This window comes from Bacteroides sp. UBA939 (genome assembly GCF_002293435.1).
Taxonomy (GTDB): Bacteria; Bacteroidota; Bacteroidia; order Bacteroidales; family Bacteroidaceae; genus Bacteroides.
Genome location: NZ_DBDF01000098.1, coordinates 27,277 through 40,184, shown reverse-complemented (window position 1 = coordinate 40,184; position 12,908 = coordinate 27,277). Strand labels below are relative to the sequence as shown.

At 39.0% G+C, this 12,908-nt stretch carries 12 protein-coding genes; all 12 read right to left on the bottom strand.

Features of this window, described 5'->3' with window-relative positions:
• Window positions 1–167: 167 nt before the first annotated feature.
• The 12 genes from B2Z67_RS06975 to B2Z67_RS06920 all read right to left on the bottom strand — a co-directional run bounded on the left by B2Z67_RS06975 (window position 168) and on the right by B2Z67_RS06920 (window position 12,331).
• On the bottom strand, window positions 168–509 hold the full coding sequence (locus B2Z67_RS06975; protein WP_291529099.1) for a hypothetical protein: 342 nt from the start codon (window positions 507–509) through the stop codon (window positions 168–170).
• A gap of 57 nt (window positions 510–566) precedes the next feature.
• Window positions 567–2,504: a discoidin domain-containing protein gene (locus B2Z67_RS06970; RefSeq protein ID WP_291529098.1), complete on the bottom strand. Its 1,938-nt coding sequence runs from the start codon at window positions 2,502–2,504 to the stop codon at window positions 567–569.
• Window positions 2,505–2,524: 20 nt separating this feature from the next.
• A complete protein-coding gene (locus B2Z67_RS06965; RefSeq protein WP_291529097.1) occupies window positions 2,525–4,258 on the bottom strand; it encodes a family 43 glycosylhydrolase in 1,734 nt (577 codons plus the stop codon).
• A gap of 132 nt (window positions 4,259–4,390) precedes the next feature.
• The gene (locus B2Z67_RS06960; protein WP_291529096.1) at window positions 4,391–5,593 is read right to left on the bottom strand and encodes a 6-bladed beta-propeller; all 1,203 of its coding nucleotides are present in this window, start codon (window positions 5,591–5,593) and stop codon (window positions 4,391–4,393) included.
• A gap of 261 nt (window positions 5,594–5,854) precedes the next feature.
• Complete coding sequence (locus B2Z67_RS06955) at window positions 5,855–6,904, bottom strand: BF3164 family lipoprotein (RefSeq protein ID WP_291529095.1); 1,050 nt, start codon at window positions 6,902–6,904, stop codon at window positions 5,855–5,857.
• Window positions 6,888–7,121: an NVEALA domain-containing protein gene (locus tag B2Z67_RS06950; protein WP_291529094.1), complete on the bottom strand. Its 234-nt coding sequence runs from the start codon at window positions 7,119–7,121 to the stop codon at window positions 6,888–6,890. Before B2Z67_RS06950 ends, B2Z67_RS06955 begins: the two co-directional genes overlap by 17 nt.
• A gap of 254 nt (window positions 7,122–7,375) precedes the next feature.
• Window positions 7,376–8,119, bottom strand: a complete 744-nt coding sequence (lepB, locus tag B2Z67_RS06945) for a signal peptidase I (RefSeq protein ID WP_291529093.1) — start codon at window positions 8,117–8,119, stop codon at window positions 7,376–7,378.
• 17 nt (window positions 8,120–8,136) lie between these two features.
• Complete coding sequence (locus tag B2Z67_RS06940) at window positions 8,137–9,306, bottom strand: 6-bladed beta-propeller (RefSeq protein WP_291529092.1); 1,170 nt, start codon at window positions 9,304–9,306, stop codon at window positions 8,137–8,139.
• A gap of 12 nt (window positions 9,307–9,318) precedes the next feature.
• Window positions 9,319–9,579, bottom strand: coding sequence for a hypothetical protein (locus B2Z67_RS06935; protein ID WP_291529091.1), 261 nt, complete (start codon window positions 9,577–9,579; stop codon window positions 9,319–9,321).
• Between the two features lie 486 nt (window positions 9,580–10,065).
• Entirely contained in the window at window positions 10,066–11,037 is a 972-nt protein-coding gene (locus B2Z67_RS06930) for a 6-bladed beta-propeller (protein ID WP_291529090.1), read from the bottom strand.
• A complete protein-coding gene (locus tag B2Z67_RS06925) occupies window positions 11,006–11,230 on the bottom strand; it encodes a hypothetical protein (RefSeq protein ID WP_291529089.1) in 225 nt (74 codons plus the stop codon). The genes B2Z67_RS06930 and B2Z67_RS06925 overlap by 32 nt, the downstream gene beginning before the upstream one ends.
• A gap of 15 nt (window positions 11,231–11,245) precedes the next feature.
• Window positions 11,246–12,331 (bottom strand): winged helix-turn-helix domain-containing protein, encoded by a 1,086-nt coding sequence (locus tag B2Z67_RS06920; RefSeq protein WP_291529088.1) that lies wholly within the window; start codon window positions 12,329–12,331, stop codon window positions 11,246–11,248.
• Window positions 12,332–12,908: the final 577 nt, after the last annotated feature.

Here is a 12,908-nt window from a genome sequence, read left to right as displayed (position 1 = left end):
TTAATTATTTACCGAAGTATTGTAAAGTGGACTCTTTAATTAAATTATTAAATATACCAATAACATCCTAACTATTTATTTTTCTGCATAGATAGCCCTTTTATGCAATAAAGCCAAATCCAAAGCGTCTACAAATTTCACATCATGGAATTTGTAGACGTTTTGGGCTATTTTTCTGACTCAAACAGCCCTCTAATGAACTTTGGTAGCGATTTACACTCTACTCCCATTTTCATCTTTAAGCGGTAACGTCTCATACCGAAAGACTTTGGCAAGATATGCAATAACCTTGCAATTTTGACATTCTTCATACCAATGCGCATCAAGAGTATAATATGAACATCATCCTTCGAAAGCATCGAAAAATTTCGGCAAAGCTTACAGGCAAAGTTGTTATGCAATAGATTTACCGAGCCCTCCAATTCTTCCCAATCCGTTTCATTCAGATGTTTTTTGGACAAAAAATTATCCAAAAGTTCTTTTCTTACTTTAATCAAATTTGCTTCCATGATAATTTTTACTGTTTATTTGATCACTTCAATACTTATATCTCCTAATTTATATCTTCACCAATACCTCTGCTTTCCCTCATCATACTCAAAAATCCGTTCATCACTTCCACGGGTATGGTTCTTCAGATAAAGCAACGCCCCCTTAGGAACCGTATAAAGCAAAGAATCGGAGGGAGGCAGCTGTTTGCCGATAGAAATCCACTCGCCCTGCGAAGAATAAAACAATTCATACACATCGCCCTTGCGAACATAATTATCCCGGTTGCGAGGAGTAAAGATAATCTTCCGGATCGGATAAGGGCGCCCCAAATCAAGCCCCGACCAGCCGCCTGTAGGCTGATAATAATCGAAAGAAGTATAGGGGTCACCATCATAGACATTCAGGTAGTCATGCCCTCCATCTCCATTTGTCCCGTTAGAGGTACCGATCACCCTGCCCCGTAAGGCAGAAGTGCCTGCCGGGGTTTCATAGAAAGCAACTTCCGAGATATTGCAATGACCGTTTTCAGGACCTATATATCGCACATAGCGGTAAGATTTCGCATTGTTTAGATTGATAATGCTGTACAAACGCACCGGAGGCTCCAGCACTGCATACAACGTATCTTTCTGAAGAAAATCCGCACGATTGCTGCCCTCGAAAACTCCGCCGACCATGCGTTGCGCAAAAGGTTCGATAAACTGGTGGTACTTATTCAGAAGCTTTATCTCTTCCGTCTCATCCGAGGCTTCAAAGTAGTGGACACCACCCGTACCTCTGTCAAAAACAAAAGGATCGGATACCGGAACAAGCCGCCCATCTTTATCATAGATGCACAAACGGAAGATAACACCACCTTCCACGTCGGCAAAAGAAACGTCATTCCCTGCGGGATGCGCCCACGCCATGGGCAACCAGTCCATCCACATGGGACTGCACAGGTAGACCACTTCCTCCTCCGGAACCTCATGGAAAAGTTTCTCGCGGGGTATGTTAAGCACACGGGCATACTTGCCACTGTACAACCGCGTCACATCTATAAAATTAGGAAACCGGAGAGAGAGAGGAACAGCTTCCATTTCTTTCCGCATGCCTTGCACAACAGCTTCGTTCCGGCTGAATGTCTGCCTGTAAATTTTGGACTTTATTCCCCAATACTTGCGCACAGGATCTATCACACCGTTTTCATACATATAGTAGGATTCACCATCCTTATCCAGTATGAAATTCCAGAAATGGGCCACGTTGGCATCGCCGCGCAAGGGCATATAGTCGCAACCGCAGGGAATGCCCAATGCCCGGAATATATAGATCAGCATGTCCGCCGTCTCGCGGCAATTGCCCGAATGCCAGTCAACCAGATCGGGACCCACATGCGGGCCTTTCTCAAACTGCCCTGTAAAGTGGAACTTTATCCGGGAGATGGAATCTATCAACACCCGCGAAACGAACAACGGGTCTTGCGCCTCGGGAAGCGCCCTGACGGAATCCAAGATGGGATTGAACGCATTGTACACTTTCTCACGCCAGGGTTTCAATGGTTCATCCGCTATCCGGTAAGGCAGGACGTATTCGCAGAAATCGTCGAAAGGGACATACTTGCCCCACGGCTGTTCTTCACGGACTTTAAACGCCCACTCAATATTGTCAATCAGGAAATCGGGGGTAAGTTCCATATCGGATTTGAAAGTGGAACTACTCAGATTGATGTGCCCATACAGTTTACGGATGGAGTCCTGTACTTCGCCGGGGGTATACAGACCGGTACCGAAAAGTTCAAACTGCTTCCGGTAATGTTCCACCTGCTCGCCCTCGAACGAGTAATAGTACGGAAGATTCATTATCAGGAATTCGGCGGCTCGCAGCTTCAGCGTATCGGCCTCATATCGTTTCAACACTTCTTGCAGTTGAGGGTTTTCCCGGATGACATCTTCCAAAACATGTGAGGAATAACTCCGCCCACACCCGCTTAACAAGGCTCCTAAAAGGAGATATAAGATATATATTTTCATACCTATACACGTATTAAGGATTATTCATCTTCTTTCATTGCATCACCGCGGGTAATGCCTCCTTCGTTGAAACTATCAACCGCGAAATAGTAAGTTTGTCCAACCTGCAGGCACTTCAATTCAATCTCCGTGTCGTTATATACCATATAACTGCTATACAATTTCTCCGGATGGGTTCCGAAACGGATGCCGTATCCGGTGGCACCTGCTGCTGCTTTCCATTTCAAAAGGACGCTTCTGCGGTCATCCTTATTTCGGCGAATGCGATGGAATGCTGTTTGGACCGGAGCCGGTTTGTCTGCCAGTCCAAATACGCGCAAACCGGATACAGAGAACTTGCCGGAAGGACAATAAAGATTGGTAAGCCGGACATAGCGGGTCTTCACAGGGGTGTCAAGTTGGATATAGTCATGGGGAGCATCCGTGGTGTTGGCAGACTTGTCAATAAGGATATTCCACTGTCTACCGTCTGAAGATTCTTCCAAGTAATATTGATAAAAGATACTGTCGTTCCGACCGAACAATCGGGAGTCATGGTCGGCAAAGTTGATCTGTACGGCGTGGATTTCGCACATCTCGCCCAGATCTACGGACAGATATTCGCCCTTGTCGGCGGTGGCGGCGCTCCACCAAGTACGGATTGTTTCATCCACTGCACAACATGCCGGATAGTTTCTGAGTTCGGAAGAAGAACGGACACTTTTATTGTGGGACAACAGCATCCATCCGGGAAACAGTTCTTCAGGAGAAGTTACTTTATGGTCGGGAACAATCATCGGGTAATCTCCCAATTCGGTACAAGCATACATTACACTGTCGGCATCAAAGAACACCGGATACAGGGACAACCGCCTTTCGAAAAAATGTCGCGTCGTGACGGCAACAGTGCCTACATACCAGTAATTGCCATGCTTATCCTGAAAGATACTGCCGTTGCCGGCACCGGTAGTAAAGCCATCGGGCCTGTAAACCAAGGGATTGTGTGCCGACAGCGTAAACGGGCCTAACGGAGTGTCGGAAACATAGACGCCGGTATTGGAGGTCTTAAGCTGAATACCGGGAGAGGCATATTGCAGATAGTATTTCCCACCACGCTTGTTCATCCACATGCCTTCCAGCCAGGGAGTAGCGTCCGCCCAGTCGTGGTAATCGCCGGGGGTTTCCCATCCGTTAGCGTGCCAGTTGCTTTCGATTAATGTAGAGGGTTTTCCCAGCAATTGAAATGTATGCGGATCGATTTCCACGCCGGTTAAAGGGACGGAATTGCTCGAACCCGCATACAGGTACAGCCGACCTTCGTCGTAAAAAAGCATGGGTTCCAGCATATCCGGAGGGAAATTGCATGTCACCACTTCCCAGGTTCCGGACTTTGGGTTATTGGTTTTATAGATTGTAAGCGTAGTATCAGAGGAGGCATAATACAATGCACCGTCCATCTCCACAACTGTAGGGGTAATACCTTCTGCAGGAAGATTGGTTGCATCAACCAAATGCCAATCCATTAAATCAGACGAATGATAGTAGCCGCCCGAACCGGACATGAAAAGATAGTAATCATCATCGAACAACACAATGCAAGGGTTTGCAGCATCTCTGCGGGAGACATCGTCCAAACAGAAACGGTAATTTAAATTAATGGGGTTGCTGATGGTACGAATGGCGAGATGTTCGTTAGTCTGTAAACGGCAACCTATCAGCATGGCAATTATCAGAACTAACACCCAGAGGGAGTAACGGTTAATGAGTGCTTTCATAAAATAGGATTATCAAATAAGCATATTCCATATATAAACTAAAAATAAAAATTTTACTTCTCATAAGAAATCAGCGTTTTAGTATTAGACATCACGATTTATCTAATAGAAAAGCCAAGAGTATAGATATTTTCAATCCTTATATTCATAATATAATAACACAGGGTTAGACCCTTCTTTTAAATCTAAAAGTTTATTATAAGATGCATTATGATTAAAAATATCCGAATGTACGCCTTCTATGAATTTTCCCATTGCAAATGGATGAATATAACTATATCCACCTTTATTATCAGAAAAACAAAAGTTTATATCTATATAATCCAATACACTTTTCTTATATAGCAAGTCATTTACAACCAAACTAGAATGAACGACATCTTTTGTTTTAGTATTATAAAAAACATGCCAAGGAGTCATCCCCTCCATATATTTAAAATATATAAAATCTTTACCTTCCAACAAATCCCCAATGCCATATATCCGATCTGTTTTAAACAACCCACTATAACGTTCATAAGGATCTCCTTTTTGACTCAAATCTTCTTCCGACACCCAATTTTTACTTTTTAATAAAAGAAAAGGAGAAACACCATTATTATCTATCTCCATGATTACATTCATAAATAGTTGAACAAATTTCGGTTTTAGAGAAGGTTGCGAATAGAATGCTTTATTAATAAAAAAGAGTTCACTCCAACCTAAATTATATTGCTGTGCACTTAACCAAAAATTATTCACTTCACCTGTTTTCATATCAAGTTCACAAAGCATATAATCATTTTTAGTTGACTTTCTTCTAAAAAACAAATCACCATACACCTTATTATCCCAATATTGTATATTATAACTCCTATTTGCTTTGGCATTTAAACTCACAGTTGTCAGATATTTACAACCACCTAACTCGTATTCGTATATTTGTTGTCTATCTGAATCTAATAAATACAATCTTCTATTCTCTATATCAATTGTAAAATCTTCCAAACTAGAATACTCTCCTGGTCCAGACCCTATAGACCCAATACGACCTAAAAAAGACCCATCTCTTCTATTAAACATGAAAACACCTTTAGAACCAGTCTTGTCCAAAATAAACAAAGTATCATTATAAACATGTAACTTATTTATCCTTCCTAACAATGCTTCATTATTTGTTTCAAGGGGAATAAATTCTAAAGATGAAAAATAAGATGATAATTTTATATTCGATGCCGGCTCTATATTATCTATATCAATAATATGCATATCATTATTTTCTAATACATTAGAATTAGAAACTTGACCACTACAAGCCTGCAATACAACAAAAGACAATATATATATATATTTCACAACCTAGACATTAAATTAGACAACAAATTCAGAAGTGCCATATTTATCATTTCAATGGCTCAACAGACAAGCTGCCATCTTTCATATTAGAATTTATACATCCACCTCCTTTCTACTATTTTTCTCCTTACAATATTTCCGAAAAGAAATACGAAATGCTACTATATTCATATACAGGATATAAGATTTTCCGTTCTGGGAAAGCTGTATACGACAATCTTTTATCGACATATATAATAAGGAGAAGCAATAATAATATATTCATATACTATATTTCATTATCGGTTCATCACTATTCACATCCGTAGCAACAATATCTCCGTTCTGTTCGTCCACTGATATACCATAAATATAATGATCCAACACATATTTTCTAACAGGTTCACCAGTCAGGCTAAACACATATATATACCTTCCACCATCCGTCATATCACCCCTCTGCATTTTTTGCGAAATCTCCTTAAAAGTAGTCCCTTGAAAGACTGCATAAATAGCACTATCCGTCACTTGTACATCACTAAACCCCATAATTCCGGTAGGCACACCATAGCTTTCTGCAACCCTAAACTTCGGTTCACCATGCAACCCAACACGAACCACATGGGTACTATCTTTCAAATTGTAAATTTCAAGCACTTCTCCCAATTGAGTAACAGCAGCCAAAACTCCATTACGAGGATTGTAATCAATGAAACTGCGCCATGCCTGCGCTAATGCCGGACGGGCATGTTTCAAAGCCTCTTCATTCGTAGTAGGAATACTACCCATCTTATGCAGCAACTTACCCGTTCGATCAACCAGGCAAAAGCGACTTTCTCCGGAATAATCAGGAATAATAAAGGTGGAATCATTATAAAGTACAAAATCCAATCCCCGAAGTATTCCTTTATCCAGACTTACTCTTTCTTTACGAAGTAAGGAATCTCCGGATAAAGACAAACCAAACCGAGTTAGTTTTGACCTATTTGCATCCAACGTCCACAATGAATTCCCATCCCATCGGATATTTTCGGCAGAAAGCATCTCTTCCGGTGAATCTCCACGCTTACCTAAAGAAGTAATGTAAGAAAAGTCCGGATAATGGAAAAGATGAATAAAATGACCCACACCATGCAAATCCATTACCGCCACAGTATCCCCTTGTATCTTTATCCGAAAAGGGAAACGGAATACAGCTGTATCCATAGGCAAAGGACATGCTGTCAGATTTCTCGTTTCCGGAAAATCCGTATACGGTATCCCTTTATATGCAGGTGCAGAAGTACATGCAACAAAAGAAAGCAGGAACAATATATTAATAAGGTACTTCAAAACTATAACCAGTTACTACCATTCTTACTTTACCACCCATGGGGCAGTCTACAGTTCCTGTACCCATGCAATGAAGAGGAACAACTGCCTCACCAGCTGCTAATGCTTCCACATTCTTCAGCATCAAACCATCTATTTTCTTTTGGGATTTAAAACTCCAAAGAGAAACAACCGCCACCACCATTAATAAACTAAAAATAAAAGCTCTACTTCTCATAAGAAATCAACGTTTTAGTATTAGACATCACGATTTATCTAAATGTATGAGCACAAAGTTAGCAGTAAAAAGCTTTCAACCCAGACTTTTCCACTGACGAATACTGACTAAAACTATTTTACTTGATTGCGATGTTACATATTTCTTCGACTATGTTACATAACCCAAAAGAGTGGTTGTAATTTTTATGCTAACTACCACATTTACAGGAACATAAAATCTATAGTGTGTTTTTTAGATCTTTCTATAGACATTCATAATTTCCTAAACATTCGTTCCCAGCGAATCTTTCCGGTTTTCGGTTCTTTAGAAAACCACGTGAACAATCCCACCCCCAAGATAAAGTCTTCTGGTAGTATCCCCCAAAAGCGAGAGTCGTAAGAACCCGCATAGTTATCACCCTGCATGAAGTAATAATTGCTCTTAAAACGGTAACTGTTCATCATGGTATCAGCATGCATCACTATTCCATCTACCAGTTCCGGCATCCGTCCTGTCTCATACTCTATGGGGTGGCTGTAGTGGTGGAAGTTCAAAGTATCAATAGTTAACGTTTCTCCTTCATGAGGGAGATATACGCTATCCACTCTTTCCTCCCACCACCAGCTATAAATCTCTCCCGGGGTAGCAACACATCGTTTGCAATAAAATATTTTCATATCAAGTGTCATTCTGCTTTCATTCTCCGTATAAGGGAAATTGAATACGACAACATCATCCTTCCGTACTTGGCGCATTCCTTTCACTCTACGTACCAACAATTTGTCGGAATCGGCGTCCTCATTAATTTCTCTGCGACCTGGAATCTGCAAGGATACCAAAATGTAGTCTCCATTTTTTAAAGTAGGCGACATGGAGTAGGTAGGGATAGAGCACGATGCAAGCCAGTATAGCCTGATAAAAAGATAGATTTGAAACAAAGCAAACAAACCTAACACTATATACCCTAACTTCTTGAATATTTGCTTCTTATTTTTTCCTATAAATACCACTTTCACACAATTGATACAAATATTTACTTTGATTGAGAGCGAATCACATCATAAAACGCTATAACAGGATTATCATCGTCTGAATTATAATCACGCAATACATCCGGATATGCAGGCTGTGAACAAATAGTGCTATCACCCAAATACTCTGGTGTCAGTACGCTAAAGAATTGTCCCTTATACACACCATCCATTAATCGTAATAACGGTAAGTTGGGGTTATTACCTCCAAACATACGCCTGCCACTATATATCATTTCCTGATTATCCCGGTCGTAAAGAGACATCATATAAGCATCTCCTTTCGTATAGCAAAAATAAAGCAAACTGCCGCATTCATAAACGTTGGTAATTCCGGATGAATAACTAGATTTAAGCATCTCAATTGGATTTATTTTATCCTCAATAAATGAACACGGCAAAGGGTCTGGCAAATTAATTTGGTATCGTGCATTGATACGATTTGCTCCTATTTGATAGATAATATTATCAAAATTCTTACAATACAAAAGTAAAGAATCACTATAATAAAAATTCTTGGGAGAGTCGCTAAACATATATTCAGCTTCACTATCATCATGCTTAAAGAATCTCTGCTCTATATTTATGCCATCCCGAGAAGTTAGTAAGGAGTAGTGTAACATGGTGTCATTCGGATAATTGTTATGATATTGACTATCATAAAAGTACAACCCGTCTGCAAAAGCTATATCCGTGGGATTAGGCTTAAATAGTTTCTCCGTCCTCAAATATCTGCCTGTCTTCATATCATAAAACAATAAAGACAATGCCGGATTGTCGTAAATCACCACTTCGGACGTCTCCGTATTGATTACAAGTTCATGAATCGATGTGTATTCTCCAGGACCAACTCCCTCGGCATCAATCAGCCATAAAAGTTTTCCTTGCATGTCATAGCATACTATACGTGCAAACGCATCATGGATAAAGATTTTCCCTTCCCTAATCTGAATATCTTTTATTACGCTCAATAAGGGAGTAGGCGCTAACTTAACATATTTGTCAGCTTTAAGCCAATTTCCCAGTTGGTCGAAATCAAAATCATCTACATTGACAGTAATTGTTTCAAGATATTCGGCCGAAATACGACTATCTAAATTTCTTTGTTCTCTATTCTCATTCCGGCAGGATATGGCAGATATGAATAGTAATATTATGATTACGTTTCTCATGAGTAGAGCTTATTAGAAACCACATGGAAGTGGTGTGCAGGAAGAAGGAACAGCACAAAAGACGCATTCCATCATAATACTTGAAGTAAACCACCCATTTCCTAATTGTAAAGAACAACGTGATGTTTTCCGTTGATACCAGCTCTGGGGTTCATCTGTACCTCCTCCTATTCCTGGACCAACAATACCCCACTCTCCGTTACCCCATCCTCCGTCACTAATTGCCGTCAGCGTCATCATTGCCATGTCACCTGCATGTTCGGTGTTTAACATAACCTTTACATTCAGTGCAGATACTGCACACACTACAATCGTTAATACGATCAACTTGAGATTTTTTTTCATAACTCAACAATTTAAATGTTAATAAAATATTAAAACTACTCAATAACTGCTTCATTTCTTTCCTCATTTCATCCACAATTTTAGAATATACTTTGGGAGACTTGGTAATAACAATAGCAGCCATATTTTTTGATTTTTCATTAAAAAAACACGTTTTAGTATTAGACATCACAATTTATCTAAAATGTATGAGCACAAAGTTAGTAGTAAAAAAGCTTTCAACCTATACTTTTCCACTGACGAATACTGACCAAAACTATTTTACTTGTTTGCGATGTTACATATTTCTTCGACTGCGTTACATCGCCAAAAGAGCAGTTGTGAATTTACGCTCTAACTACCACATTTACAGGGATGTAAAGTATGTATTATGATTAAGGGCAATGATTACGGTTTTCATACAATCAACCCTATTTATAGTTTCTCGTTTAAATAATAAAAGAACAATACGGGGTTAGAATCTTCGGTCAGGTTTTCGAATAAAGAATCTAATAACTGCTTATGCTCTCCACCGTTATACAATTGTGACTTTTGCGCCAGTATTTGATAAGACCGAACATCAAGTACAATACAATTTTCTTTATAGCGTGCCTTAGGAGCAGTACCCATAAAAGCAAAAAAAGGATGATTGCCAGTACCGGAACTTAAATAAGTTTTTTTCTTTCCATGAACATAGACCGCACTTGGGTATCCCCAAGGAGACATTATATTGATATATGTAAAGTCCTTCAGTTCAATGAAATCACCATTGAAAAAATAATGCTCTGCCAACATTTCATGAAACTGTTTAGTATCTGTCACTTTCATATCAGTAACATTGTTTTGAGTAATATCAATATAGTATTTGGCTTCAACTATCGAGTCTTTTATGCAATATATTGTATCTGTAATATTAGGAGTATAATAAACCCCCTCATGAAACTTGCGCAAGGTTCTGTTTTTTGTGTAATAAAAATCACTCCTATGTATATCTTTAAAAAAACTATATACAACATTATTAGCCGAATCTGTTACCACCAACGAATTTTCCTTGTCACTACCAAGTTCCGGATCATTCATTCCATAAATCTCGTATGCCTTATTACCTGATTCAAGATATTCAAAATAATTATTTATAAAAGGCACCCGTTCCGTTGATACATATTCACCATTGTATTTGTAATATAGAATGCGCCGTTGAATTCTATCTAATATAGCCAAATGTCCTTTGTTTGGAACAATGCATACATTTGAAATATCAATGTATTCCTTAGGCCCATTACCTACATGGTAGATTTGATGTTTAAAATTGCCATGTAAATCGAAAGCACTTATTGTCTTACTGCTTTCACTATCAACTATAAACAATAAGCTGTCAAAAAAACAATATTTGAGATATTTTTCCAATCAGATTATTATCAAGGCTCTCTAATTTCACATATTCTATTTTCCCAACAAGGCTATCAAACGGCAATCTTTGCCCTTCTTGAGGATCTATTATAATTCTTTCTAATGACGATAAATCTAATTGAATAGTATTTGAAGGTTTATCACATGAGAAAAACAAACATAACAGCATGATTAAATAAGCATATTTCATATACAGGAATTAAAGTTATAGTGTGCTGTTTTTCACACTTTCATTAGTAATAGAGTTTATTAATTGGTATACACCATTCTCATAGTTAACAACAAGATGCGTTATTCCATTCAATGAACGGCGCAAACGTCGAATAGCTGTATGAATTCTTTCTTGTGTCCCACTACCATCCGGCCATAAATACTTATCTATTTCAGCAGTAGAAAGTCGACATCCCTCGGAGTCTAAAAACAGTTTCAATAAAGAAGCGGCTTGCGGTTCCAGCTTTCTCGTCGCCCCATCTCTATTCAATTCTTTCTTTTCTGTATCAAAGAACACGCCTTCTTCCAACTGATAAACATAAGATTTCCCAGTTTCCACTGCAACAACGGGTACTATTGTTTCTATGATGACAGTCTCATACCTTATAAACCACCTCTTTAATATAAGAATAATTTTTTCTCGCAAAAAGAATAATAAAACGAAGATGATCCATGGTAAGCAAATGACAAAATAGCCCCAACCAACAAACGCGTCATGCCAACCATAAGAAATAAAACCTGTAACTTCCACCTCACAACGTTCTCCCAAATAATAAGACAATAAGCTGTCTGCAGGAAACGATTCGAAAATATCTTTTGAATAAGAAACCGACTCATGCTCATGAAGATCCAGAACGGAAATTCGAGTGCGAGTTTTCACAGGAATATCAACTGCGATTAATAAACTATCCCATATTGCATTCAAAGTATCAGGAGCTAAAGGGTTGTCTTCCAATATAATACTAAGAGTACTTCTTTTTAGCTTCTCTTTTACAAGAGCATGGTCGCGCTTCTTTTTTGGCATGAAATACTCTCTTTCTCCAAACTCGCTAATAATCTTTACTGATTCAGGCAATGAGTCACTCAAAGAGATGGTAGAGTATCCCGTAGATTCTTTATAAAAGACCGAAGCCGTATCTCGTTTTTGCAATTCCAGTTCTAACGCCTTTTTAAATGTAGCAGACGACTGTTCTTTCCAATACTTAGTTTTATTTGGGTATAAAGCATACGCAATGCCTCCGGAAATCAGCAAACAAACGATAATTCCCCAATATAGTAATCTTTTATCATTAACTTTCATGCGCTCTTACTTTCTATACAATCTTTGGGATGCAAAAATAAGAAAATTATATTAAAAAAAGAGATAATGAAGAAGTATTTGCTAATGATTGATTAATTTTCACAGCATGTAAGGATATCAGTCAATCATGTAAAAACGTTTAAAAGAGTTGCTCAAACACCCAAATCACGTGGTTGCACCGCATATAGATGGTACTTTCACCGCATATATGCGGTTCGCGAACGGCATATAGATGGTGGAAACACGGGATATAGATGGTGCACGCACCGCATATATCCCGTGCGCGAACCATCTATATCCCGTGCAACAACTATATTATAACAAACTGCAACCGGAGCAAAGCGACTGATACACCGGAAAGCAGTGTAAGTAAAAACATTGCATACACCTTAAAAAAGTTACTGCCACCACTACTCCAATGCCGATGAACACGGAGATACAGAGTATTGGTGCAAGCATGCAAGTAAAAATGTAAAATCACGGGATATGCGCACGCGCGCGCGAACACGTAATGCACGTGCGTACGCGAGAGACAGAGTTCAATCTTTAAGTAACTGTTCATAATTAGTTTATACTA

Bases quoted from the DNA above. Each gene is read 5' to 3' on its own strand.
- B2Z67_RS06975 (WP_291529099.1), bottom strand. From the start codon at position 509: ATGGAAGCAAATTTGATTAAAGTAAGAAAAGAACTTTTGGATAATTTT.
- B2Z67_RS06970 (WP_291529098.1), bottom strand. From the start codon at position 2,504: ATGAAAATATATATCTTATATCTCCTTTTAGGAGCCTTGTTAAGCGGG.
- B2Z67_RS06965 (WP_291529097.1), bottom strand. From the start codon at position 4,258: ATGAAAGCACTCATTAACCGTTACTCCCTCTGGGTGTTAGTTCTGATA.
- B2Z67_RS06950 (WP_291529094.1), bottom strand. From the start codon at position 7,121: ATGAGAAGTAGAGCTTTTATTTTTAGTTTATTAATGGTGGTGGCGGTT.
- B2Z67_RS06940 (WP_291529092.1), bottom strand. From the start codon at position 9,306: ATGAGAAACGTAATCATAATATTACTATTCATATCTGCCATATCCTGC.
- B2Z67_RS06935 (WP_291529091.1), bottom strand. From the start codon at position 9,579: ATGTTAAACACCGAACATGCAGGTGACATGGCAATGATGACGCTGACG.
- B2Z67_RS06925 (WP_291529089.1), bottom strand. From the start codon at position 11,230: ATGAAATATGCTTATTTAATCATGCTGTTATGTTTGTTTTTCTCATGT.
- B2Z67_RS06920 (WP_291529088.1), bottom strand. From the start codon at position 12,331: ATGAAAGTTAATGATAAAAGATTACTATATTGGGGAATTATCGTTTGT.